24 protein-coding genes are annotated in these 24,805 nt (G+C 65.4%); 7 read left to right on the forward strand and 17 right to left on the reverse strand.

Annotation, left to right across the window (positions count from 1 at the left end; all coding sequences use genetic code 11):
• The first annotated feature begins 1 nt into the window (after window position 1).
• The 3 genes from nusA to infB are packed head-to-tail and all read left to right on the forward strand — an operon-like array spanning window position 2 to window position 4,868.
• A complete protein-coding gene (gene nusA / locus IT41_RS10210; RefSeq protein WP_036740880.1) occupies window positions 2–1,678 on the forward strand; it encodes a transcription termination factor NusA in 1,677 nt (558 codons plus the stop codon).
• 15 nt (window positions 1,679–1,693) lie between these two features.
• Window positions 1,694–2,311, forward strand: a complete 618-nt coding sequence (locus tag IT41_RS10215) for an RNA-binding protein (RefSeq protein ID WP_036740881.1) — start codon at window positions 1,694–1,696, stop codon at window positions 2,309–2,311.
• A gap of 7 nt (window positions 2,312–2,318) precedes the next feature.
• Window positions 2,319–4,868: a translation initiation factor IF-2 gene (infB, locus tag IT41_RS10220; protein ID WP_036740884.1), complete on the forward strand. Its 2,550-nt coding sequence runs from the start codon at window positions 2,319–2,321 to the stop codon at window positions 4,866–4,868.
• 126 nt (window positions 4,869–4,994) lie between these two features.
• Here infB and IT41_RS21880 read toward each other — a convergent pair whose 3' ends face one another.
• The 4 genes from IT41_RS21880 to IT41_RS10240 all read right to left on the reverse strand — a co-directional run bounded on the left by IT41_RS21880 (window position 4,995) and on the right by IT41_RS10240 (window position 7,877).
• On the reverse strand, window positions 4,995–5,126 hold the full coding sequence (locus IT41_RS21880) for a hypothetical protein (RefSeq protein WP_036740886.1): 132 nt from the start codon (window positions 5,124–5,126) through the stop codon (window positions 4,995–4,997).
• A gap of 119 nt (window positions 5,127–5,245) precedes the next feature.
• Window positions 5,246–5,644: a (deoxy)nucleoside triphosphate pyrophosphohydrolase gene (locus tag IT41_RS10230; protein ID WP_036740888.1), complete on the reverse strand. Its 399-nt coding sequence runs from the start codon at window positions 5,642–5,644 to the stop codon at window positions 5,246–5,248.
• 10 nt (window positions 5,645–5,654) lie between these two features.
• Complete coding sequence (gene argJ, locus IT41_RS10235) at window positions 5,655–7,040, reverse strand: bifunctional glutamate N-acetyltransferase/amino-acid acetyltransferase ArgJ (RefSeq protein ID WP_139221681.1); 1,386 nt, start codon at window positions 7,038–7,040, stop codon at window positions 5,655–5,657.
• 3 nt (window positions 7,041–7,043) lie between these two features.
• The gene (locus IT41_RS10240; RefSeq protein WP_036740889.1) at window positions 7,044–7,877 is read right to left on the reverse strand and encodes a peptidylprolyl isomerase; all 834 of its coding nucleotides are present in this window, start codon (window positions 7,875–7,877) and stop codon (window positions 7,044–7,046) included.
• Window positions 7,878–8,085: 208 nt separating this feature from the next.
• Between IT41_RS10240 and secA the strand changes: the two genes are divergently transcribed.
• A complete protein-coding gene (gene secA / locus IT41_RS10245; RefSeq protein WP_036740890.1) occupies window positions 8,086–10,791 on the forward strand; it encodes a preprotein translocase subunit SecA in 2,706 nt (901 codons plus the stop codon).
• A 155-nt stretch (window positions 10,792–10,946) separates the two neighbouring features.
• On the opposite strand, the gene IT41_RS10250 is transcribed toward secA, so the two are convergent.
• Complete coding sequence (locus IT41_RS10250) at window positions 10,947–11,669, reverse strand: response regulator (protein WP_036740891.1); 723 nt, start codon at window positions 11,667–11,669, stop codon at window positions 10,947–10,949.
• A complete protein-coding gene (locus IT41_RS10255; RefSeq protein ID WP_036740893.1) occupies window positions 11,666–12,184 on the reverse strand; it encodes a MarR family winged helix-turn-helix transcriptional regulator in 519 nt (172 codons plus the stop codon). Before IT41_RS10255 ends, IT41_RS10250 begins: the two co-directional genes overlap by 4 nt.
• Window positions 12,185–12,334: 150 nt before the next feature.
• Here IT41_RS10255 and IT41_RS10260 point away from each other — a divergent pair, with 150 nt between their 5' ends.
• Window positions 12,335–13,204, forward strand: a complete 870-nt coding sequence (locus tag IT41_RS10260) for a branched-chain amino acid aminotransferase (protein ID WP_036740985.1) — start codon at window positions 12,335–12,337, stop codon at window positions 13,202–13,204.
• 92 nt (window positions 13,205–13,296) lie between these two features.
• Here the strand turns inward: IT41_RS10260 and IT41_RS10265 are convergent, their stop codons facing one another.
• The 8 genes from IT41_RS10265 to IT41_RS10300 all read right to left on the reverse strand — a co-directional run bounded on the left by IT41_RS10265 (window position 13,297) and on the right by IT41_RS10300 (window position 18,274).
• A complete protein-coding gene (locus IT41_RS10265) occupies window positions 13,297–13,485 on the reverse strand; it encodes a hypothetical protein (RefSeq protein ID WP_036740894.1) in 189 nt (62 codons plus the stop codon).
• 68 nt (window positions 13,486–13,553) lie between these two features.
• Entirely contained in the window at window positions 13,554–14,018 is a 465-nt protein-coding gene (locus IT41_RS10270; RefSeq protein ID WP_036740895.1) for a PTS sugar transporter subunit IIA, read from the reverse strand.
• Window positions 14,019–14,095: 77 nt separating this feature from the next.
• On the reverse strand, window positions 14,096–14,671 hold the full coding sequence (gene hpf / locus IT41_RS10275; protein ID WP_036740897.1) for a ribosome hibernation-promoting factor, HPF/YfiA family: 576 nt from the start codon (window positions 14,669–14,671) through the stop codon (window positions 14,096–14,098).
• A gap of 163 nt (window positions 14,672–14,834) precedes the next feature.
• A complete protein-coding gene (gene lptB / locus IT41_RS10280; protein WP_231564731.1) occupies window positions 14,835–15,575 on the reverse strand; it encodes an LPS export ABC transporter ATP-binding protein in 741 nt (246 codons plus the stop codon).
• The gene (lptA, locus tag IT41_RS10285; protein ID WP_036740900.1) at window positions 15,572–16,063 is read right to left on the reverse strand and encodes a lipopolysaccharide transport periplasmic protein LptA; all 492 of its coding nucleotides are present in this window, start codon (window positions 16,061–16,063) and stop codon (window positions 15,572–15,574) included. The genes lptB and lptA overlap by 4 nt, the downstream gene beginning before the upstream one ends.
• A gap of 54 nt (window positions 16,064–16,117) precedes the next feature.
• Window positions 16,118–16,699 carry a hypothetical protein gene (locus tag IT41_RS10290; protein ID WP_036740902.1) on the reverse strand — a complete coding sequence of 194 codons (582 nt, stop codon included), beginning with the start codon at window positions 16,697–16,699 and terminating at the stop codon, window positions 16,118–16,120.
• A gap of 2 nt (window positions 16,700–16,701) precedes the next feature.
• Window positions 16,702–17,649: a KpsF/GutQ family sugar-phosphate isomerase gene (locus tag IT41_RS10295; RefSeq protein WP_036740903.1), complete on the reverse strand. Its 948-nt coding sequence runs from the start codon at window positions 17,647–17,649 to the stop codon at window positions 16,702–16,704.
• Between the two features lie 10 nt (window positions 17,650–17,659).
• Window positions 17,660–18,274, reverse strand: a complete 615-nt coding sequence (locus IT41_RS10300) for a ribonuclease D (protein ID WP_036740904.1) — start codon at window positions 18,272–18,274, stop codon at window positions 17,660–17,662.
• Between the two features lie 214 nt (window positions 18,275–18,488).
• Here IT41_RS10300 and IT41_RS10305 point away from each other — a divergent pair, with 214 nt between their 5' ends.
• A complete protein-coding gene (locus IT41_RS10305) occupies window positions 18,489–20,525 on the forward strand; it encodes a TonB-dependent receptor domain-containing protein (RefSeq protein WP_036740905.1) in 2,037 nt (678 codons plus the stop codon).
• Between the two features lie 69 nt (window positions 20,526–20,594).
• On the opposite strand, the gene IT41_RS10310 is transcribed toward IT41_RS10305, so the two are convergent.
• Window positions 20,595–21,506 carry a LysR family transcriptional regulator gene (locus IT41_RS10310; protein ID WP_036740987.1) on the reverse strand — a complete coding sequence of 304 codons (912 nt, stop codon included), beginning with the start codon at window positions 21,504–21,506 and terminating at the stop codon, window positions 20,595–20,597.
• A gap of 117 nt (window positions 21,507–21,623) precedes the next feature.
• Here IT41_RS10310 and IT41_RS10315 point away from each other — a divergent pair, with 117 nt between their 5' ends.
• The gene (locus tag IT41_RS10315) at window positions 21,624–22,565 is read left to right on the forward strand and encodes a ring-cleaving dioxygenase (protein WP_036740907.1); all 942 of its coding nucleotides are present in this window, start codon (window positions 21,624–21,626) and stop codon (window positions 22,563–22,565) included.
• A 335-nt stretch (window positions 22,566–22,900) separates the two neighbouring features.
• Here IT41_RS10315 and purU read toward each other — a convergent pair whose 3' ends face one another.
• Window positions 22,901–23,785, reverse strand: a complete 885-nt coding sequence (purU, locus tag IT41_RS10320) for a formyltetrahydrofolate deformylase (RefSeq protein ID WP_036740989.1) — start codon at window positions 23,783–23,785, stop codon at window positions 22,901–22,903.
• Window positions 23,786–23,884: 99 nt separating this feature from the next.
• Window positions 23,885–24,775 carry a bifunctional methylenetetrahydrofolate dehydrogenase/methenyltetrahydrofolate cyclohydrolase FolD gene (gene folD, locus IT41_RS10325; protein ID WP_036740908.1) on the reverse strand — a complete coding sequence of 297 codons (891 nt, stop codon included), beginning with the start codon at window positions 24,773–24,775 and terminating at the stop codon, window positions 23,885–23,887.
• Window positions 24,776–24,805 lie beyond the last annotated feature (30 nt).

The raw sequence follows: 24,805 nt of genomic DNA on the forward strand, positions 1-24,805 counted from the left end.
AATGGCCATCACCTCTGCCAACCAGCTTGAGCTGCTGCAGACCGCCGAGGCAGTCGCGCGCGAAAAGATGATCGACCCCGATCTGGTGATCGAGGCGATGGAGGACAGTCTGGCCCGCGCCGCCAAGTCGCGCTATGGCAGCGAAATGGACATCCGCGTGTCCATCGACCGCAAGACCGGCAACGCCACCTTCACCCGCGTCCGCACCGTGGTCGACGAGGAAGAGGTCGAGAATTATCAGGCCCAGTTCACCGCCGACCAAGCCGCCCCCTATTTCGAGCCCGGCAAGAACCCCGATAATTTCTGGACCCGCGAAGGCACGCCGATCGAGGATTTCTCGGGCCGGCCGCAGGTCGGCGACGTGTTCCAGGAACGCGTGCCGCCGGTCGAGCTGGGCCGGATCGCCGCGCAATCGGCCAAGCAGGTGATCCTGCAGCGCGTCCGCGAGGCCGAGCGTGACCGCCAGTACGAGGAATTCAAGGACCGCGCCGGCACCATCATCAACGGCGTCGTCAAGCGCGAGGAATACGGCAATATCATCGTGGACGTGGGCCGCGGCGAGGCGATCCTGCGCCGCAACGAAAAGATCGGCCGCGAAAGCTATCGCCCGAACGACCGCATCCGCGCCTATGTCAAGGATGTGCGCCGCGAGACGCGCGGACCGCAGATCTTCCTGTCGCGCACCGATCCGCAATTCATGGCGGAACTGTTCAAGATGGAAGTGCCGGAAATCTATGACGGCGTGATCGAGATCAAGGCCGTCGCCCGCGATCCGGGCAGCCGCGCCAAGATCGCGGTGATTTCCTATGATAACAGCATCGACCCGGTCGGCGCCTGCGTCGGCATGCGCGGCAGCCGCGTGCAGGCCGTCGTCGGCGAGCTTCAGGGCGAAAAGATCGACATCATTCCGTGGTCCGAGGATCAGGCGACCTTCCTGGTGAACGCGCTGCAACCGGCCGAGGTGGCCAAGGTCGTCTTTGACGAGGACGCGACCCGGATCGAGGTGGTCGTCCCCGACGAGCAGCTTTCGCTGGCCATCGGCCGGCGCGGCCAGAACGTGCGTCTGGCCAGCCAGCTGACCGGTCTGGACATCGACATCCTGACCGAGGAAGAGGAATCCAAGCGCCGTCAGGCCGAGTTCAACGCCCGCACGCAGCTGTTCATGGACACGCTGGATCTGGACGAGTTCTTTGCCCAGCTTCTGGTCGCCGAAGGCTTCACCAATCTGGAAGAAGTGGCCTATGTCGATGTCGACGAACTGCTGTCGATCGAAGGTGTCGACGAAGCCACAGCCGAGGAATTGCAGACCCGCGCCCGCGAACATCTGGAAGCCGCGAACAAGGCCGCGCTGGACAATGCCCGCGCGCTTGGCGCCCAGGACAGCCTGATCGAATTCGACGGGCTGACCCCCCAGATGGTCGAGGCGCTGGCCAAGGACGACGTCAAGACGCTCGAGGATTTCGCCACCCTGGCCGATTGGGAAATCGCCGGCGGCTGGACCACGCAGGACGGTCAGCGGATCAAGGATGACGGCATCCTGGAGCCCTTCTCGATCTCGCTCGAGGATGCGCAGACCATGGTGATGACCGCGCGTGTCATGCTGGGCTGGGTCGATCCGACCGAGCTGGAGACGGCCGAAGAGGCCGGCGAAGCCGCTGACCAGGAGGCCGGGGTGTAACGCCCCGGGAGACAGATGACACGCGGGGGCCGGATCAAGGACCGCGAGACGCCCGAACGTCGCTGCATCGTGACGGGCGAAACCCAGCCCAAGGCGGGGCTGATCCGCTTTGTCGCGGGCCCCGACGCGCAGGTTGTTCCCGATCTGGGCGAAAAGCTGCCCGGGCGCGGATTCTGGGTTGTCGCGGATCGCGATGCGCTGGAAAAAGCGGCGAAAAAGGGCATGTTCTCGCGCGGGGCCAAGGCGCAGGTTTCGGCCTCGCCCGAGCTTTTGGCGATGATTGAAACCGGGCTGGCGAAACGCGTGACCGACACGCTGTCGCTGGCACGCAAGGCGGGGCTGGCGGTGGCCGGCTTTGAAAAGGTCAAGGACTGGCTGGCGGCCGGCAAGGCGCGCGTGCTTTTGCAGGCCAGCGACGGGTCCGACCGCGGCAAGGGCAAGCTCTGGACACCGCCCGGCGGGCGCTGGTTCGGCTGCCTGACCGCATCAGAATTGGGTTTGTCCTTTGGGCGCGATCATGTCATACACAGCGCGCTTGCGCCGGGGGGCCTGACCGACAAATTGATCAGGGACGCGAGCAGACTGACGGGTCTGCGCGGGCATGACGGCGGTGTTTCCGCCGGGAAGGAATGAAGATCGGATGAGCGATACTGACGGAAAGAAACCCCTGGGTCTTGGGGGCGGCCGTTCGGGCCAGGTGAAGCAGAGCTTCAGCCACGGCCGGACCCATAACGTGGTCGTCGAGACCAAGCGCAAGCGCGTGGTCGTGCCGGGCAAGACCGGCGCGGGCTCCGGCGGCGGGCGTTCGGGTTCGCCCTCGGCCGTCTCGGGCGATCCATCCAAGCGCCCGGCCGGCATCTCGGATGCCGAAATGGAGCGCCGCCTGGCCGCGCTCAAGGCCGCCAAGGCCCGCGAGGTCGAGGAAGCCGCGCAGCGCGAAGCCGAGGAAAAGGCCCGCGAAGAAGAGCGCGAGCGCCGCCGTCTTGAGCTGGAAGCCAAGGAACGCGAGGAACGCGAGCGCGAGGAAGCCCTGCGGCTGAAGGCCGAAGAGGACGAGCGCCGCGCCCGCGAAACCGAGCTGCGCGAGAAGAAAAAGGCCGAGGTCCGCGCCAAGCCGGCCGCGCCGGCGCCGGCCGCGCCGGCCGACCGCGCCGCCGCCGAGGCCGCCGCCGCGCGCGCCGAGACCAAGGGCGTCAGCGCCTCGGGTCCGCGCAAGACCGACCGCGAGCGCGACAACCGCAGCAGCAGCCCCGATGCCCGCGACACCCGCAACAAGGGCCGCGAGGACAACCGCCGCACCGGCAAGCTGTCGCTGAGCCAGGCGCTTGGCGAGGGTGAGGGTGGCCGCCAGCGCAGCCTGGCCGCGATGAAGCGCAAGCAGGAGCGCGCCCGGCAAAAGGCCATGGGCGGCGGTCAGCGTGCCGAAAAACAGGTGCGCGACGTGCAGCTGCCCGAGACGATCATGGTCTCGGAACTGGCCAACCGCATGGCCGAGCGCACGCCCGATGTCATCAAGTCGCTGATGAAGATGGGCATGATGGTCACCGCCAACCAGGCGATCGACGCCGATACGGCGGAGCTGGTGATCGACGAATTCGGCCACAAGGCCGTGCGCGTCTCGGATTCCGATGTCGAACAGGTCATCGCCACGGTCGAGGACAAGGCCGAGGATCTGCAGCCGCGGCCGCCGGTCGTCACCATCATGGGCCATGTCGATCACGGCAAGACCTCGCTTCTGGACGCGATCCGCAAGACCAATGTCGTGTCCGGCGAGGCGGGCGGCATCACCCAGCATATCGGCGCCTATCAGGTCAGGGCCGCGAACGGCGCGGTGCTGAGCTTCCTCGACACGCCCGGCCACGCGGCCTTTACCTCGATGCGGGCGCGCGGCGCGCAGGTGACGGATATCGTCGTGCTGGTCGTCGCCGCCGATGACGCGGTGATGCCGCAGACCATCGAGGCGATCAACCACGCCAAGGCCGCCAATGTCCCGATGATCGTCGCCATCAACAAGGTCGACAAGCCCGACGCCAACCCGCAGAAGGTCCGCACCGACCTGCTGCAGCACGAGGTCGTCGTCGAGGCGATGTCGGGCGAGGTTCAGGATGTCGAGATCTCGGCCAAGACCGGCCAGGGGCTGGACGAATTGCTGGAAGCCATCGCGCTGCAGGCCGAAATCCTGGAACTCAAGGCCAATCCCGAGCGCCCGGCACAGGGCGCGGTGATCGAAGCGCAGCTGGATGTCGGACGCGGTCCCGTGGCCACGGTTCTGGTCCAGAACGGCACGCTGAAGCGCGGCGACATCTTCGTCGTCGGCGAGCAGTGGGGCAAGGTCCGCGCGCTGATCAACGACAAGGGCGAGCGCGTCGATGAGGCCGGCCCCTCGGTCCCGGTCGAGGTGCTGGGCCTGAACGGCACGCCCGAGGCGGGCGACGTGCTGAACGTCGTCGAGACCGAGGCCCAGGCCCGCGAGATCGCCGATTACCGCGAACAGGCCGCCAAGGACAAGCGCGCCGCCGCCGGTGCCGCGATCACGCTGGACCAGATGCTGGCCAAGGCCAAGGCGGATGAAAGCGTGGCCGAGCTGCCGGTTCTGGTCAAGGCCGACGTGCAGGGCTCGGCCGAGGCGATCGTTCAGGCGCTGGAAAAGATCGGCAATGACGAGGTCCGCGTCCGCGTGCTGCATTACGGCGTCGGCGCGATCACGGAATCGGATATCGGACTGGCCGAGGCCAGCGCCGCGCCGGTGATCGGCTTCAACGTCCGGGCCAATGCGCCGGCGCGCAACAGCGCCAACCAGAAGGGGGTCGAGATCCGCTATTACTCGATCATCTATGACCTGGTGGACGACATCAAGGCGGCCGCCTCGGGCCTGCTCTCGGCCGAGGTGCGCGAGCATTTCATCGGCTATGCCGAGATCAAGGAGACCTTCCGCGTCTCGGGCGTGGGCAATGTCGCCGGCTGTCTGGTCACCGAGGGCGTGGCGCGGCGTTCGGCGGGCGTCCGCCTGCTGCGCGACAACGTGGTGATCCACGAAGGCACGCTGAAGACGCTCAAGCGCTTCAAGGACGAGGTCAAGGAGGTCCAGTCCGGTCAGGAATGCGGCATGGCCTTTGAAAACTATGACGACATCCGCAAGGGCGACGTCATCGAGATCTTCGAGCGCGAGGAGGTTCAGCGCCAGCTGTGACCCGCGCTTGATGCCGATCATGGGCGGACCTTCGGGTCCGCCCTTTTTCGTTCCGGCCGCCCCGGGCGGTCAAAACCGACGGGGCCCCCGAAGGGGCCCCGTGAAATCTTGTGGGCACAGTTTCTTTCAGGTAAGGACTGCGGGCTTGCCTTCGAAAGTCTTGTTGCCGACCCGAACGACGATATTGCCGTTGGCCTGCTGACGTTCGAAGATTCCCTGGACTGAAATACAGCTGCCGATCGTAATCGTGCGAATCATGTCCTGTTTCTCTCCTCTACAGTGCGTAAAATGTGCCACAAAATTGTGACCCGTTAATTAGCAATATTGCCCAGTTACGCGGAATTGCCGCTTTTTCTGCAACCATCGCGGCAATTATGTCAAAGCCAGTCACGCAGAATCGGGATCAGCGGGATATCGGCGGGCGGCATCGGGTAGCTGGCCAGATCGCCGGGCCGCGCCCATGCGAGTTTCTGCCCCTCATGCGGATGCGGCACGCCCTGCCAGCGGCGGCAGGCGAAAAGCGGCATGAGCAGGTGAAAATCCTCGTAGCCATGGCTGGCGAATGTCAGCGGCGCCAGGCATGAGGACCAGGTCTCGATCCCCAGTTCCTCATGCAACTCGCGGATGAGGGCCGCCTCGGGCGTCTCGCCCGGTTCGACCTTGCCGCCGGGAAACTCCCACAGGCCGGCCAGGGGCTTGCCCTCGGGACGCTGCGCCAGCAGGACGCGGCCGTCCCTGTCGATCAGGGCGACCGCCGCAACCAGAACGACCTTCATGCCGGAAACGTCACGAACGGTAATCGGCGTTGATGTCGATATAGCGATGCGTCAGGTCGCAGGTCCAGACGGTCCGCCTGCCCTTGCCCAACCCCAGATCGACGCCGATCACCAGATGCTCCTGCTTCATATAGGCGCTGGCCTTGGCCTCGTCATAGGCAGGCGCGCGCCAGCCGTTTTCCGCCAGCACCATATCGCCGAAGCGGATGGTCAGCCGGTCGCGATCGGCCTGCGCGCCCGACTTGCCGACCGCCATGACCACGCGGCCCCAATTCGCGTCCTCGCCGGCGATCGCGGTCTTGACCAGCGGCGAATTCGCAATCGCCATGGCCACGCGATGGGCATCGGCATTGTCGGCCGCACCGGTCACCCGCACCTCGACGAATTTCGTCGCGCCCTCGCCGTCCCTGACCACCTGCTGCGCCAGATCCAGCATGACCTGCTCCAGCCCCTTGCCAAAGGCCCGCGCGGGTGCGGAGCGCAGATCCGTGATCGGCGCCGCCCCGGATTGCCCGGTCGCGGCCAGGATCAGCGCATCCGAGGTCGAAGTGTCGCTGTCCACCGTGATCGCGTTGAAGGTGCGATCCACCCGCGCCGAGAGCATCCGCTGCAGGGTCCGGGGCGCGATCTGCGCATCGGTGAAGATATAGACCAGCATGGTCGCCATATCCGGCGCGATCATGCCCGAACCCTTGGCGATACCGACGATATTGATCGTGCCGCCATCGCCCTCGAAACTCGCCGCCGCGCCCTTCGCGAACGTATCGGTGGTCATGATCGCGCGCGCCGCATCGGCGGCGCCCGCCGGATCCAGCCTGCCGGCCAGATTCTCGACGATGGCGGTGATCCGTTCAACCGGCAGCGGCTCGCCGATCACCCCGGTCGATGAGGAAAACACCCGTTCGCGCGGGATGCCAAGCGCATTGGCGACACTGCCCGTGACGCTGTCCACCGCCTCTTGCCCGGCCTTGCCGGTAAAGGCGTTGGCATTGCCCGAATTCACGATGATCGCCGCGCCGGCGCTGCTGTCGACCGGGCCGGCCAGCTTGGCCTGACAGTCCAGCACGCTGGCCGCGCGGGTCGAGGATCGCGTGAACACCCCCGCGACCGAGGTCCCCGGCGCCAGCCGCACCAGCGTGACATCGGTGCGACCCTTGTATTTCACCCCCGCCGCGCCGCTGGCGAACTCGGCGCCCCGGATCAGCGGCAGATCGGGAAAACGCTCGGGCGCAAGCGGCGAAACCGGGTTCTGCGGCTTGTTCATCGCCTCGAACTTGCTGGCCACCCCGTCCCGGACCTCCTTGACTGCGCCCTTGAGCTTTTTCAGCTTCTTGCGCAGTTCCCTGAGCTTTTCCTCCTCGGTCAGCTTTGCCTTCTTGCCTGCGGATTTGGCCATCGATCACTCTCCCAGAAGCTCGGTCTTGTTCAGCAGATCGGCGCCCAGCCCCTCGGTCTTTTCGACCTTCGACTCGGTAACCCGCTTTTCGATCTCGGCCTGCACCCTGTCGCGGCGAAGCTGAACGGCAAGCTGCGGCTTGATGTCGTCCAGGCTGGGCGGCGTCACCTCGCGCGAATCGTTCAGCTTGATGACATGCCAGCCGAACTGTGACTCGACCGGGGCGGAAACCTGGCCTTTTTCCAGCGCCTTGACCGCCTCGGCAAAGGGCGCGACCATCTGGTCGGCCTGGAACCAGCCCAGATCGCCCTTGTTGGGGCCGGAATTATCGGTCGATTTCTCTTCCGCAAGGGCACCGAAATCCGCCCCCTCGGCCAGTTGCCCGGCGATTGCCTCGGCCTCCTCGCGGGTTTCGACCAGGATATGGGCGGCGTTATATTCGACCGCCGGCGCCGACTGATCGCCGAAAATCTGGTCGTAGATGGCGCGCAGTTCTTCATCGGTCGGTTCGGGGGCGGCGACATCCTCCAGCACCCGTCCGGCCAGATAGGCGCGGCGCTCGACCTCGAGCGCGGCGGCGTCGCGCTTGCTCAGCGGATCGCTGGCCATCTGCGCCACGGCGGTCTGGCGGATCATCTGATCCAGCAACAGGTCCCACAGCGCCGTATCGGGCATGTTCTGCACCGCCTCCTCGCCCAGCCCCTGCCGCATGGCGATCATCTGCCCCAGGGTGATCGCCTCGTCATTCACGGTGGCGACGACCGTATCGGCATCCTGCGCCAGTGCGGAAAACGATCCGGCAAGCAGGACCGAGGCGGCAAGAAACGGTTTCAGCATGAAATTCCCCTTTTTGCGACGACAAGTCCACACATCGGTGAACAGGCGCAAGCGTTGACAGTACGGCATGCGGGGCATACATCCGGCGCAACCGAAAATGCGCGCCCGTCGCCGTTTTTCCGGCCCAAGTGATAGGGCAAGGCGAATGGTGGCGGCAAGTGGGCGGAACGTCCCGCGCACCCCCAGATACGCGATTTTGAAGGCTCATATGCTCGGCATCGGAAATTTGGCGAAAAAGGTCTTTGGCACGCCCAATGACCGCAAGGTGAAATCGACCCGCCCGCTGGTGGCGCGCATCAACGGGCTTGAGGAACAGTTCAGCGCCATGGCCGACGCCGATCTGATCGGCAAGACCCGCGAATTGCAGGGCCGCGCGCAATCGGGCGAGGATCTGGACGCGCTGCTGCCCGAGGCCTTCGCCAATTGCCGCGAGGCCGCGCGCCGCGCGCTTGGCCTGCGCGCCTTTGACACGCAGCTGATGGGCGGCATCTTCCTGCATCAGGGCAATATCGCCGAAATGAAGACCGGCGAGGGCAAGACGCTGGTCGCCACCTTCCCCGCCTATCTGAACGCGCTGGCCGGCAAGGGTGTGCATATCGTCACCGTCAACGACTATCTGGCGAAACGTGACGCGGAATGGATGGGCAAGGTATTCGCGCAGCTGGGCATGACCACCGGCGTGGTCTACCCCTTCCAGCCCGACGAGGAAAAGCGCGCCGCCTACCGCGCCGACGTGACCTATGCCACGAATAACGAACTGGGCTTCGACTACCTGCGCGACAACATGAAGGGCTCGATCGAGCAGATGACCCAGCGGGGTCATTTCTTCGCCATCGTCGACGAGGTGGATAGCATCCTGATCGACGAGGCCCGCACCCCGCTGATCATCTCGGGGCCAAGCCAGGACCGCAGCGAACTGTACAAGACCCTCGACAAGTTCATGCCGGAACTGACGCCGGAACATTACAAGCTGGACGAAAAGGCCCGCAACGCCACCTTTACCGAGGAAGGCAACGAATTTCTGGAAAAGCGCCTGCAAGAGGCCGGTGTCCTGCCGCAGGGGCAGACGCTTTACGATCCGGAATCGACCACCATCGTGCACCATGCCAACCAGGCGATGCGCGCGCATAAGCTGTTCAACCGCGACCAGCAATATATCGTGCGCGACGATGAAATCGTGCTGATCGACGAATTCACCGGCCGGATGATGAAGGGCCGCCGCCTCTCGGACGGGCTGCATCAGGCAATCGAGGCCAAGGAAGGCGTCACCATCCAGCCGGAAAACGTCACCCTGGCCAGCGTCACCTTCCAGAATTATTTCCGGCTTTACGCGAAACTCTCGGGCATGACCGGCACCGCCGCCACCGAGGCCGAGGAATTCGCCGAGATCTACAAGCTGGGCGTGGTCGAGGTGCCGACCAACCGCCCCATCGCCCGCATCGACGAACATGACCGCGTCTATCGCACCGCGCAGGAAAAATACGCCGCCGTGGTCGAGGCGATCAAGGAAGCCCATGCCAAGGGGCAGCCGATCCTTGTCGGCACCACCAGCATCGAGAAATCCGAGATGCTGTCCGGGGTCCTGACCCAGCAGGGCATTGCGCATAACGTGCTGAACGCCCGCCAGCACGAGGCCGAGGCCCAGATCGTGGCCGATGCCGGCAAGCCGGGCGCGGTGACCATCGCCACCAACATGGCCGGGCGCGGCACCGACATCCAGCTGGGCGGCAATGTCGAAATGAAGGTGATGCAGGCGCTGGCCGCCGATCCCGAGGCCCATCCCGACGAGCTGCGCGCCCGGATCGAAGCCGAGCACGCCGCCGAAAAGCAGGCTGTTCTGGATGCCGGCGGGCTGTTCGTTCTGGCCACCGAACGCCATGAATCGCGGCGCATCGACAATCAGCTGCGCGGCCGCTCGGGCCGGCAGGGCGATCCGGGCCGCTCGCTCTTCTTCCTGTCGCTGGAAGACGACCTGATGCGCATCTTCGGCTCGGAACGGCTGGACAAGGTGCTCTCCACGCTCGGCATGAAGGATGGCGAGGCGATCGTGCACCCCTGGGTCAACAAATCGCTGGAACGCGCCCAGGCCAAGGTCGAGGGGCGCAATTTCGACATCCGCAAGCAACTGCTGAAATTCGACGACGTGATGAACGACCAGCGCAAGGCGATCTTCAGCCAGCGTCTGGAGATCATGCAGACCGACGAGGTCGAGGAAATCGCCGCCGACATGCGCGAACAGGTGATCGACGATCTGGTGAACCAGTACATGCCGCCCCGCGCCTATGCCGACCAATGGGATCGCGAAGGGCTGCGCGCCGCCGTGATCGAACGGCTGAACATGGACCTGCCGATCCTCGACTGGGCGGCCGAGGAGGGCGTCGATCAGGACGGGGTGCGCCAGCGCATTCAGGAAGCGACCGATGGCTACATGGCGCAAAAGACCGAACAGTTCGGCGCCGAGAACATGCGCCAGATCGAAAAGCAGGTGCTTCTGCAGCAGATCGACAGCAAATGGCGCGAACATCTGGTGACACTGGAACACCTGCGCTCGGTCGTGGGCTTTCGCGGCTATGCACAGCGCGATCCATTGGCGGAATACAAGACCGAGGCCTTCCAGCTGTTCGAATCGATGCTGGACGGGCTGCGCTTCGACGTGACCCAGCAACTGGCCCGCATCCGCCCGCTGACCGATGCCGAGCGCGAAGAGATGCTGCGCGAATATCAGCAGCAACGCGCCGCGACCGAGGCGCAGATGCATCCCGAACATCACGAGGCCGATGAGGACAAGACCCCGGATCATGCGCCCGGTTTCAACGAGAACGATCCGTCAAGCTGGGGCAACCCGTCCCGCAATGATCCCTGCCCCTGCGGCTCGGGCAGAAAATTCAAACACTGTCATGGCGCCTTGGCGTGATACGAGGGGCCTTCGGGCCCCTTTGTCATCGCCGGGGCCAGCGGCACCGCCGGCATGGATATTTGGATGAAGAAGAAAGAGCCCCGGCCTTCTTCTTCATTCAAATATCCATTCGATAACGGCAGAAAGGGGCGCGAGACCGCCTGTCTCGCGGGTCAGTCGGGTACCAGCATGTAGCCCGTCCCGCGCACGGTCTGCAGATAGCGCGGCTCTTTCGGATCGCGCTCGATCTTGCGGCGCAGCCGGGTGATCTGGACGTCTATCGCGCGCTCGGAGTTTTCGCTGATCTCATCGGCGGGGTTGCGACCCAGATCCTCGATCAGCTCCAGCCGGCTGACGGGCTGGCGCGGTGTGTCGGCAAGGCGCCGCAGCAGCGCCTGTTCGGTTCCCGTCAGACGCAGCGAGGTGTCGCCCTGCCACAATTCGCCCTTGTCCACGTCATAGCGCAGATGCCCGAGCGTCAGGAATTTGGGCCCCCGGGCCTCGGCCGCGGGCACACGTCGCAGGATGGCCGCGATTCGCAGCAGCAATTCGCGCGGCTCGAAGGGTTTGGCAAGGTAATCGTCGGCTCCGCTTTCAAGGCCGTTGATCCGGTCGCCGGTTTCGCCACGGGCCGTCAGCAGCAGGATCGGCGTGCTCATCCGGCCGCGCAGGTCGCGGGTCAACGAAAAGCCGTCCTCGCCCGGCATCATCACATCCAGCACGATCAGGTCGAAATCGAGGCCCCCGAGCAGCCGTCGCGCATGCGCGGCATCGCGTGCCGTGCTGACCAGAAAGCCGTTGCGCATCAGGAAGCGGCGCAGCAGGCTGCGAATGCGTTCGTCATCGTCGACGACCAGGATATGGGCATGGGGCGGCGAATCGGATGCGATCGTCATATCGGCTCGGGCAGGTCCTTCAGCGCACGATACTGGCGCAGGGTATCGCGGTCCATCATCGCCTCGAGCACCTGCCGGAATCCCGCCACCGCCTGCGGCCCGGCGGCGCGATAGGCGGCGCGCATCCGGGCGCGCTGGCTTTCCGACAGGCGGCGTTCCAGCGCGGCGCCCTTGTCGGTCAGGAACAATTGTCGCTCGCGGCGGTCGCGGCGGCCGATCCGGCTGTCCACCAGCCCGTCCTCGATCAGGGTGCGCAGGACGCGATTCAGCGACTGCTTGGTCACGCCCAGCACATCCAGAAGCGCGGTCACGGTCAGGCCCGGCTCGCGATGGATGAAATGGATCGCGCGATGATGGGCGCGGCCGTAATCCAGATCGGCCAGAATCAGGTCGGGATCGGCGGTAAAGGCACGATAGGCAAAGAACATCGCCTCGATCCCGCGGCGAAGCTGCTCGTCGGTCAGAAACAGAAGGCCCTCGCCGCCCGCGATTGCCACACCAATCTTGTCTTGCATGACATCCCCTTGCTGCATGACTCTTATTACGTCAGGCTTGTTGACTTTCCAACCATGAATGGCTAGCGGTGGCGACAAGTTGCGCAACTTTCTGCGTCAAACATGGTCAGAGCGCGCAACAATCAGAAATCGAACCGGCCGGAGGGAAAAATGGCAGGCGCATATGATGATCGTGACGGCAAGATCTGGATGGATGGCAAGCTGGTCGATTGGCGGGACGCGAATGTGCATATCCTGACCCACGCGCTGCATTACGCCAGCTCGGTCTTCGAGGGCGAGCGCTGCTATAGCGGCAAGATCTTCAAGAGCCACGAACATTCGCTGCGGCTGATCGAATCGGCGCGGCTTCTGGACATGGAATCGCCCTATGCCGCCGATGAGATCGACCGCGCCAAGGAAGAAGTGCTGAGCGCCAACGGCTTTACCGATGCCTATGTCCGGGCCGTCATGTGGCGCGGCTCGGGTGAGGATATGGGGGTCTCGGCCCGGCGCAACCCTGTCCGCATGGCCATCGCCGCCTGGCAATGGGGCAGCTATTACGGCGACGCCAAATGGCAGGGCGCGAAACTGGACATCGCCAAATGGAAGCGCCCCAGCCCGGAAACCATCCCCACCGCCGCCAAGGCCGCAGGGCTTTACATGATCTGCACCATGTCCAAGCACGCGGCCGAGGCCAAGGGCTGCTCGGACGCGCTGTTCATGGACTGGGAGGGCTATGTCGCCGAGGCGACCGGCGCCAACATCTTTTTCGTCCGCGACGGCGAGGTGCACACGCCGCAGGCCGACCGCTTCCTGAACGGCATCACCCGCCAGACGGTGATCCAGATGCTGAAGGACAAGGGGCTGACCGTGCACGAGCGCCGCATCCGGCCCGAGGAGATGGAGAATTTCAGCGAATGCTGGCTCACCGGCACCGCCGCCGAGGTGACGCCGGTCGGCCAGATCGGAGATTACCATTTCCAGGTGGGCAGCCTGACCCGCGATATCGCCGAAAGCTACGAAAAGCTGGTTCGCGCGTGACCCTGTGAAAGCCCGGATACGGGCTGCAGTACGGCCGGCGGGTTCGGGGGGGCCACTTTCACGGTGGTCCCCCCGGTCATGCAAAGCCCGCGTCAGGCGGTACGGCCGCGGTCGATACGCAGGAATTCGGCGGCTTTCCGGCTGTCCTGACTGCGGAGCTTTGGACGATTGCGCAGCGCCAGCACGGCCGGATGCACAGCGGATTCGCGCTCGTGCCGGGTGAACTCGCGCAGTCGCAGATGCGCCTGGCTGCGCGGACGATCGCTGATATGCTTTGCCATCCTCTGGCCTCCCCCCTCAGGTCCGGTGAAGCCTCAATATAGGACCGAATCGGGCTGAATCCAAATATTCAGGCGGCCTTGATGCCCGGCGCCGCGGCCAGGATCGTATGCAGGGTGACCGCCTCTTCGTTGGCGCGCAGCTTGTTGCGCAAGTCCTGATCGCGCAGCGTGCGCGAGACCAGCGCCAGGGCCTTGAGGTGATCCACACCGGCATTCTTGGGCGCCAGAAGGGCAAAGATCAGATCCACCGGCTGGCGGTCGACGGCATCGAAATCCAGCGGTTTTTCCAGCCGCAGGAACAGGCCCACGACGCGGTCCAGCCCGTGCAGCCGGGCATGGGGCAGCGCCACGCCATGGCCGACGCCGGTCGGCCCCAGCGATTCGCGTTCCTGGAGCGCATCCAGGGTCTGGATGGAATCGACGCCATAGACGGCGCGCGCCTGCTCGGCGATCTCCTGAAACAGCCGCTTCTTGCTGGTGATCTGGCTCATCGTCCGCACTGCGGCCGGAGAGAGAATATCGCTGATCTGCATATCGCCTGAAATCATCCCTGTCCCGGTCGCAGGCAGCGCGGCCGGGACTGTTATATCGACCAGTCTGCGCCTGCAGCCTAGGCCAGGTTGCGGGGGTCGATCCAGCCCACGTTGCCATCCTCGCGGCGGTGGACCACGTTCACGCCCCCATGCTTCTCGTTGCGGAAGACCAGCAGCGGGCTGCCGGCCAGTTCCATCTGCATGACCGCCTCGCCGACCGACAGGGTGGGCACGCGGGTTTCCATCTCGGCGATGATCACGGGCTGCAGGCCGTCTTCCTGCGTTTCCCATTCATCCTCGTCAGCGGCCAGCACATACATGCCTGCCTGCTCGAAAGCAACAGGTTCGGAGCGGTCCTTGTAATGGTCCTTCAACCGGCGCTTGTAGCGGCGCAATTGCTTGTCCATCCGTTCGCGGCACTGCTCGAAGGCGGCATAGATCTCGGTCGAGGCCCCCTTGGCCTGGACGTTCAACCCGGTGGACAGATGCACCACCGCGTCGCAAAGGAATTCATGCGCATTGCGGGAAAAGATGACGGTGGCATCGGTCGGGCGTTGCGAATATTTCTCGACCGTCTCCCCCAGCTCGGTTTTCACATGCGTCGAGAGAGCCTCGCCGATGTCGATCTGTTTGCCGCTGATCTGAAAGCGCATGTTGGTCCGTCCTTTCCTATGCCCTGCGGCGATCAGGCATCTGCGCCCAGGGCGCCGCGGGCTTCGCTCGGACAGGGCACGCTTGCCCCGCCATAGATGTTAGTTTGGTGACAGCCGGGCGCGCAGTCAACGGGGCGCGCAAGGGGGCGCGGGACGATCGGCCCTAGCCCATGCGGAACGTCTCGCCCAGATAGACCCGGCGGACCTGCGGATCGCTGACGATTTCCTCGATGCTGCCGGATTTCAGCACATGGCCGTCATGCAGGATATAGGCCCGGTCCACGATCTCCAGCGTCTCGCGGACGTTGTGATCGGTGATCAGCACCCCGATGCCGCGGCTTTTCAGGTCATGGACCAGACCGCGAATCTCGCCCACGGCGATGGGATCGACCCCGGCAAAGGGCTCGTCCAGCAGCAGGTAGGAGGGGTTCGAGGCCAGGCAGCGGGCGATTTCGGCGCGCCGCCGCTCGCCGCCCGAGAGCGCCATGGCCGAGGCATTGCGCAGATGCCCGATCGAGAAATCGCCCAGCAGCTCCTCGAGCCGTTCGCGCCGCTGCAGCGGATCGTCATCGCCCAGTTCCAGCACCGCCATGATGTTCTGCTCGACCGTCAGCGACCGAAAGATCGACATTTCCTGCGGCAGATAGCCGATGCCCATGCGGGCGCGGCGATACATGGGCAGCGCGGTGGCGTCCTCGCCATTGATGGTGACCTGACCCGAATCGGGCGTGACCAGACCCGCCACGCAGTAAAAGCAGGTCGTCTTGCCCGAGCCGTTGGGCCCCAGAAGCGCCACCACCTCGCCCCGTTCAAGCCGCAGCGAGACGTCGCGGATCACCGGACGGTTGCGATAGGATTTGCGCAGGCCGGTGGCCTGCAGACCCTGCCCCGGCTGCGAGGTCACCGCTCGCCCTCCGATTGCAACAGGCTGCGCACCCGGCCCGATGCATTGGCGGTGCCGGTGGCCAGATCGACGGTGACCTTGTCGCCCGCCAGCACGCTTTCGCCCTGGGTCAGCAGCACGTCGCCGGTCAGCACGATATTGCCCGATTCGACGTCATAGACGGCGGCATTCGCCTCGGCCGCGTCGTCGCCGCTGACCAGCGTGACCGCGCCCTGGGCATTCAGGGCGCTGATCCGGCGCCGGCTGCCCTCGGCATATGTCACGGTCACGCTGTCGGCCGCCAGCCGCATTTCGCCCTGAACGATCAGCACCTTGCCGGTAAAGGTCGCCATGCCGGTGTTCTGGTCCACGGACAGGTTGTCGGCGGTGACCTCGACCGGCAGGCCGGTATCCTGCGCGCTGCCGAAACCCGCCCCCTGCCCAAGCGCGGCCGAGACCGAGAGCCCCAGGAACAGCAACACGGGTAAAAGCGGGCCGGGCCGGATCATCGTGTTTTTCCTTCTGGCACAGGACATCCCGTCGCGGCGCGGGCCGTCAGCGGGTCATGGGCGGTATATCAACCGGACTCCGTCGCTCAAATCAAGGACATGATGACCCGAACCGTCGCCCGAGGGACGCATTTCCATCGCCCCGGCGGTCAGATCGCCAAAGGGCGCACGGGCGTTCACCTCGTCATCGGCATTGACGGTCCCCAGGTTGCGCAGGGCGCGGAACTCGGGCGCCGTCACCACCCAGCCGTCGGCGGTGGTCATCCGCGCCCCGTCGCTGAGGCGCAGCAGGTCGCCCTCCAGCTCGGCATGGCCGGCGCTGATATCGGCGGCGCTCCCGTCGCGCGCGCGCATTACCATGCGGACGCTGTCGGCAGTGCCGGCGCCCGCAGAGCGGCCCGGCATGGCCTCGACCCCGGTGATGCTGACCTGCGCCCCGTCATCGGTCACGCCGGCATAACGCGGCGAGGTCACCGCCTGACGCTCGGCCAGGTCGCGCGGATCGACATCGGCATAGGGGATCATCACCGCGTCCGGGTCGGGCTTGCCGCCCAGCAGGAACAGCACCGACAGCAGCGCCAGCGCCGCCAGCGGCAGGATGACGCGCAGCCATGCGACGATGCGCGAACGATGCATCGCTAAACCAGCCCGCTGCGCAGAAAGTCGTGGATATGGACCAGGCCCTGCGGCTTGCCGTCATCGGCGACGACGAACAGGCTGGTGATCCGGCGCGTCTGCATTTCCGCGACGGCCGCCTCGGCCAGCGCATCGGGGTGGACGGTGCGCGGGTTGCGGGTCATCACCTCGGCCGCGCGGCGGTCCAGAAGCCCCTGCATGTGCCGCCGCAGGTCGCCATCGGTGATGATGCCGCTCAGCCGGCCATCGGCATCGGTGACCCCGGTCACGCCAAAGCTTTTCTGGCTGATCACCAGCAGCGCATCGGTCATCGGCGCATCCTCGGCCACCAGCGGGATGTCGCGATGCATCAGATCGCCCACCCGCGACAGTTTCGCGCCCAGCTTGCCGCCGGGATGGAAGGTGCGGAAATGTTCGGGCGTGAACTGGCGATGCTCCATCAGCGCGATGGCCAGCGCATCGCCAAGCGCGATCGTCATGGTGGTCGAGGTGGTGGGCACGATCCCCTCGCCGCAGGCCTCGGGCGCGGCGGGCAGCACCAGCGCCACATCGGCCTGGCGCAGCAGCGTCGAATCGGCGCGGCTGGCGACCCCGATCAGCGGGATGCGGAAGCGGCGTGTATGGGCGATCATATCGGCCAGCTCGGGCGTCTCGCCGGAATAGGACAGCATCATCACCACATCCGCGCGGGTGACCATGCCCAGATCGCCATGGCTCGCCTCGGCCGGGTGGACGAATTGCGCCGGCGTCCCGGTCGAGGCCAGCGTGGCCGCGATCTTGCGCCCGACATGGCCGGATTTGCCCATGCCCGAGACGATGATGCGACCCTGCGCCGAGAGGATCGTCTCGATGGCGCGGTCGAAACTGTCGCCAAGGCTGGCGGCAAGCTGCGAAAGCCCCTCGATCTCGGTGGCGACGACGCGCCGCGCGGTGTCCAGATATACGCTCATGCAGGGTTACCTAGTGGTGAAAGATGTCGTTTTCATCCCCCCAGCCCAGCAGGTCCAGATGCGCCCGTGCGGGAAGGAAATCGAAACAGGCCTGCGCCAGCCCGGTGCGCCCCTCGCGTTCCAGTCGCTTTTCCAGCTCGGCCTTCAACTGGTGCAGGTACAGCACGTCGGATGCCGCATATTCCAGCTGCGCGTCGGACAGATCCGCCGCGCCCCAGTCGCTGGTCTGCTGCTGCTTGGAGATATCGACGCCGACCATTTCCGAGAGCAGGTATTTCAGCCCGTGCCGGTCGGTGAAGGTCCGCACCATCTTCGAGGCGATCTTGGTGCACCAGACCGGCTTGGTCACGACGCCAAAGGCCGCCTCGAGCGCGGCAATGTCGAAACGGCCGAAATGGAACAGTTTCAGTACCTTGGGATCGGCCAGCATGCGGGTCAGGTTGGGCGCCTTGCGCTGGCCCCGGGCGATCTGCACCAGATGCGCCGCGCCATCGCCCGAGGACATCTGCACCAGGCAAAGCCGGTCGCGGCGCGGGTCAAGGCCCATCGTCTCGGTATCGATGGCCACGACCGGGCCAAGGTCCAGATCGTCGGGCAGGTCGTTCTGATAAAGGTTGATGCTCATGTCACGCCGCCGGGAATGTTTTTTCCGACCCGCTCTAACCCCATTCGGCGCATCAGCGCCAGCCCGAAGCCGCCCGGCCGGCCGGTGACACATCTTTGTCACAATTCCGACAGTTTCACTTCGGCCGCGCGAATAATCCCGATCGATTTGATTGACATTTCCGTGAGAGACAGAAATTCAGCGCGGGAAGAACCACAAGATCAAGGTGTTACCCGTGAAACTGTCCCGTATCCTCCCGCTTGCAGGGGTGTCGTCGCTGGCGCTTGCCTCGGCGCTTTACGCCCAGGACACCGCCCGGACGCAGAACGATGCCGATACCACCATCCTTCTGGCGCCGATCACCCTGATCGCGGCCGGTCAGGAAAGCGTCGAGGCCACCGGCGGCGCCGTCGTCAGCCAGGAAGATATCGAGGCGATGCAGCCGGCCGACGTGTCCGAGCTTTTCTCGCGCGAATCGGCAGTCGCGGTTTCCGGCGGCGCGGGTCCGGCCAAGCGCATCTATGTCTTTGGCATCGAACAGTCGAACCTTGCCGTGACCGTGGATGGCGTGCCGCAGGGCGTGACAAGCTGGCATCATACCGGCTCTAACGTGCTGGACCCGGCCTTCCTGAAATCGGTCGAGGTCGAGGCCGGCGCCGCCACCGCCGATGCGGGCTTTGCCGCAGCCGCCGGCGCCGTGCGCTATGAAACCCTGGGCGCAAGGGATCTGCTGCGCGACGGCCGCAGCCAGGGCGGGCGCGTGGCCCTGTCCTATGGCAGCAACGGGCGCGGCCTGTCGGGCAGCCTGGCCGGCTATGGCGTTCATGGCGGCCTTGACTGGTTCGCGATGATCCACGCGACCGATGGCGACGATTACGAATCCGGCGACGGGCTGAACATGGACGGCACCTCGCCCAAGGCGCTTGGCGGGCTGTTCAAGCTGGGCTACGAATTCGACGGCCACCGGGTCGAACTGGGCTATGATTACAGCCGCGACGATGCCGACCGCACCATCAAGATGAACATGGACCTTTACGGCTCGGGCATCGATCGCGGCACCTATCCGATGAAGATCAGCCGCAACACGCTGAGCCTGAAATACAGCACCACCGCGCCGACCGATCGCTGGGACCCCGAGGCCCGGCTCTATATCAGCCGCAACGATTACTGGCGGCCCGACTATGCCATGGACAGCACGAATGGCGACATGGACCTGGAATCCCGGACCATCGGCGGCGTGCTGCAAAACACCTTCACGCTGGGCCGGGGCAATGTCACCGCCGGTGTGGACTGGTCCCATGACGATTACGATATCGACAATTACGGCGATACCGACCGTCAGTACTGGTCGATGGAGACCATGCAGATCGGCGCCTTTGTCCAGGGTCGTTTCGAATTCGACAACGGCATCGACCTGTCCACCGGCCTGCGCGTGGATCATCACCGCTTCACCGACTGGAACGGCCGCCGCCGTTCGGATACCGGCGCCAGCGTGAACGGCACCCTGTCCTATGAATTCGCCCAGGGCTACGAAGTCTTTGCCGGCGCATCGCATAGCTGGATGGGCTATAATTTCGGCGAATACGCGCTGCTTCATGCCCGCACCCGCGATCTTTATGTCGAGGACGGATTCGAGCCGGCCAGCGCCCGGAACTACAAGATCGGCCTGAATGCCAGCCAGGGCAACTGGACCGGGAACGTGACCTATTTCGACACCCGCATCAAGGATCTGGGCGAATATGACGTGGACGGCCAATACGATACCGACCCGGCGACCGCGCCCTTCCTGACCAATGGCGACGAGATCCGCTCCAAGGGCTTCACGCTGCAGGGCAATTACAGCTGGGGCAGCGGCCGCGCCGGCGCCAGCTTCACCAAGGCCGACGTGACCGAGGATGGCGAGGACAGGCTGCCCAATGGCGGCGTCGCCTCGCCGATCGGCAAGATGGCGACGCTGTTCATCGATCAGGAAATCCCGCAATACAACCTGAAGATCGGCGGCAATGTGGAATGGGCGGACAGCCTGGACAACGGCCTGATGCGGGCGGCCGGTTTCTCCGAGCACAGCTCGTACACCGTGCTGAACCTTTACGGCGAATGGCGGCCGCAGAACTACGACAATATCGTGGTGAACCTGAACGTCGACAACCTGTTCGACCGCGACTATTATGAGCGATCGAGCTTTGTCCAGCAGACCCGCGGCACGCGCCAGATCGATCCGCTTTACGCGCCGGGCCGCACCGTCAGCCTGGGCGTCAAGATGGATTTCTGATCCGTCCCGGCAAACCGAACCGACAGGGGCGGCGCGCAAGGCCGCCCCTTTTTCATTGCCCGAGAGCGGCTATTTCCATGGCGCGCCGCCGGCGAAGGCCGCCGCCAGATGGTCGATCAGCAGCCGCAGCTTGGCCGGCATCGGCGACACCGGCGGCCAGACGGCCATGACCGGCAGCGCGCGCGTGCCGGCATCCGCCAGAAGCGGCACCAGCCGGCCATCGCGCAGGGCCGGCGCGGCAATGAATTCGGGCAGCACGGCCAGCCCCAGCCCGGCAATCGCGACATCGCGCATCGCCTCGCCATTGTTCAGCGTCAGCCGCCCCGCGATCTGGGGCGAGACGACCCGCCCGCCCTGCCGGAACTGCCACAAGGCAGCGTCCGGCATGTGGCTGTAGCTGATGACCTGATGCCCGCGCAGATCCTGCGGCGTCAGTGGCGTGCCGTGATGCGCAAGATAATCGGGGCTGGCGACGACGATCTGCCGGTCCTCGCACAGCTTGCGCGCCATCAGCGCGCCGTCGCGCGCATCCCCGACGCGAATGCCCAGATCGAAGCCTTCGCGCGACAGATCGCGGACGCGGTCGTCATAGTCGATGCGCAGCTCCAGCTCGGGATGCGCGGCGGCGAATCGCGCCAGCACGGGCGACATGTAGAGCGTGCCGAAGCTCATCGGCGCGGCGATCGCCAGGCTGCCGCGCAGCGAGGTCGTGCCATCCATGCCCCAGGCCGCGCTTTCCGTCGCCGCGACAAGCTCGCCAAGCGCCGGGCGCAGCCGCTCGGCCAGGCGCAGGGCAGCCTCGGTCGGCGTGATTCGTCCGGCATTGCGGCGAAACAGGGCGGCGCCAAGGGTCGCCTCGAAATCCGAGACACGCTTGCTGATCACCGATTTCGACAGGTTCAGCCGGGCGGCGGCGGCGGTCACGGTGCCCAGCTCCATGACCGTCAGGAAGGTTTCGATATCGTCCAGCGAATAGCGCATGGAAAAAACATAGCAGCCGCGCTTGCGTTCGCAATCGCCGAACGCCGGCTTCGCCCGCCGGAAGCTGGCGGGACATGCCCCGGCGGCCGATATTGAGCCCAACGAAAGGAGGCCCAGATGAACCTCACCGGCATTCACCACCTGACGGCCATCACGGCCGATGCCGTCGCCAACAACCGTTTCTACACCGGAACGCTGGGTATGCGGCGGGTCAAGAAAACCGTCAACCAGGACGATACCTCTGCCTATCACCTGTTCTTCGCCGATGGCGCGGGCAGCCCGGGCAGCGATCTGACATTCTTTGACTGGCCCGTGGCGCGCGAGCGCCGTGGCACCCGTTCGATCAGCCGCACCGGCCTGCGCGTGGTCGAGGCCAGCCTGGATTACTGGGCCGCGCGGCTGCGCGATGCCGGCCTGCCCATGGGCGATATCGCCACCACCGGCATCCGCGCCAGCCTCGATTTCGAGGACCCAGAGGGCCAGCGCTTCCGCCTGACCGCCGACCAGCCCGGCCCTGCCCATCCCTGGGATCGCAGCCCGGTGCCCGCGCAGCACCAGATCCGCGGTCTGGGGCCGATCACGATCTCGGTGCCCGAGCTTGCTCCGACCGATACGGTGCTGACCCGGGTGATGAACATGACCCGCATCCGCGACTACCCCAGCCCCGATGGCGCGGGCCAGACCCATGTCTACCAAATGGGCGATGGCGGACCGGCGGCCGAACTGCATGTCGCGGTCCAGCCCGATCTGCCGGTCGCGCGCCAGGGCGCGGGCGCCGTCCATCACGTCGCCTTCCGCACGCCGGACCAGGCCGCGATCCAGGCATGGGCCGAGCGGCTGAACCAGTTCCGCATCCCGTCCTCGGGCGAGGTCGAGCGCTATTACTTCCGCTCGCTCTATTTCCGCGAGCCGGCCGGCAACCTGTTCGAGATCGCGACCGACGGGCCGGGCTTCGCGGTCGACGAACCCTTCGAGACGATGGGCGAATCGCTGTCGCTGCCGCCCTTCCTCGCGCCGCGCCGCGCGCAGATCGAGGCCGGGCTGAAACCGCTGGACTAGAGCCCGCCACCACCCCGCGCTGCCGAGACCGGCGGCGCGGGCGCCCCGTTCAGCGATCCGCCACGACGGCATGCCCCCTTCCGCGCGCGATCAGCCAGCGATTCACCGGAAATGCCGTCAGCACCGCCAGAAACAGCGCCAGGGCCAGACCATCCCAGCGCGGCACCGGCAAGCGTGCCCAGCACCTCGCCAATGCCCCAACCGGTCAGGCAATGGATGGTGGCCGACAGCGCCAGGCGATTCAGCGACCGCGCCTCGAGATGGCCTGACATCCCGCCCTCCCGCTTGCCGCGCAACGGAAGCATTGCGCGGCCCCGGATGCAAGCTCCGGCGGCTCAGCCCATCCGCTCGCTGGCATAGGAGCCGGGCGAGGCGGGAAACACCACCGTCTTGTTTCCGTTCAGAAAGACACGGCGATGGATATGGGCATGGATGGCGCGGGCGAGCACCTGGCTTTCCACGTCGCGACCCAGGCTGACATAATCCTCGGGACTTTGCGCATGGGTGACGCGGATGATGTCCTGCTCGATGATCGGCCCCTCGTCCAGATCGGCGGTGACGTAATGGCTGGTCGCGCCGATCAGCTTCACCCCGCGCTCATAGGCCTGCTTATAGGGGTTGGCGCCCTTGAAACTGGGCAGAAAGGAATGGTGGATATTGATGATCCGCCCCGACATCTTGCGGCACAGCTCGTCCGAGAGGACCTGCATGTAACGCGCCAGCACCACCAGTTCGGCCCCCGATTCCTCGACCAGCGCGGTCAGCTGCGCCTCGGCCTGCGGCTTGTTCTCTTTCGTGACCCTGATGCAATGGAACGGGATGTCATGGTTCACCACGACCTTCTGGTAATCCATGTGATTGCTGATCACCGCCACGATATCGATCGGCAGCGCCCCGATCCGCCAGCGATACAGCAGATCGTTCAGGCAATGCCCGAAGCGGCTGACCATGATGACGACCTTCATCTTCGCGGCCTCGTCGTGAAAGGCGTAATCCATGCCAAAGGGCGCGGCATGTTCGGCCATGCCCTCGCGCAGCTCGTCCAGCCCGACACCCTTTTCCGAAACAAAGCTGACCCGCATGAAGAAACGGCCGGTCTCGGCATCGTCGAATTGCGAACTGTCGGTGATATTGCAACCTTTGCCCGCCAGAAAACCCGCGACCGCCGCCACGATCCCGCGGGTCGAGGCACAGGCCACCGTCAGCGTATATTTCTTCATCAGGATCTCCACTGTCATGCCGGGCGATGCGCCCACCCATTCTCTTTCACGTCAAATATCCTCGGGGGGTCCGGGGGGCGAAGCGCCCCCGGTCCGGCCTCAGACGGTCAGCCCTTCCGGAGCCTCCAGGCCGTTCGCCCGGCAACAGGCGGTCAGCGTATTGGCCAGCAGACAGGCGATGGTCATCGGCCCGACACCGCCCGGCACCGGCGTGATCGCGCCGGCCACCGGCAGGGCACTGTCGAAATCCACATCGCCGACCAGCCGGGTCCGGTCCCCGTCCGCGATACGGCTGATGCCCACGTCGATCACCGTCGCGCCGGGTTTCACCCAATCGCCGGGGATCATGCGCGGACGCCCCACGGCAGCGACCAGAATATCGGCGCCGCGACAGACCGCGGCCAGATCGCGGGTGCGCGAATGCGCCACCGTCACCGTGCAGCTTTCGCGCAAGAGCAGCTGCGCCATCGGCTTGCCGACGATATTGCTGCGCCCCACGACAACCGCATTCAGCCCCGACAGATCGCCCAGCCGGTCGCGCAGCATCATCAGGCAACCCAGGGGCGTACAGGGCACCATCGCCTTCTGCCCGGTCCCCAGCAGACCCACGTTCAGGATATGGAACCCGTCCACATCCTTGGCCGGGTCGATGGCATTGATCACCGCCTCGGCATCCATATGCGCGGGCAAAGGCAGCTGCACCAGGATGCCATGCACGCCGGGATCGGCGTTCAGTTGCGCGATCAGCGCCAGCAGATCGGCCTCGGGCGTGTCGGAGGGCAGGCGATGCTCATGGGAATTCATCCCCGCCTCGCGGGTCTGGATGCCCTTGTTGCGCACATAGACCTCGGATGCGGGATCGGCGCCGACCAGGACGACGGCAAGGCCGGGGGTGATGTCGTGATCCGATTTCAGCCGCGCGACATGCCCTGCCACCTCGGCCCTGACACGCGCCGCGAACCCCTTGCCGTCGATGATATCTGCGCCCATGCGCCAAATTCTCCTTCGCTTTCCGCGCGG

Origin of the sequence: Paracoccus halophilus (genome assembly GCF_000763905.1) — a bacterium.
Taxonomy (GTDB): Bacteria; Pseudomonadota; Alphaproteobacteria; order Rhodobacterales; family Rhodobacteraceae; genus Paracoccus; species Paracoccus halophilus.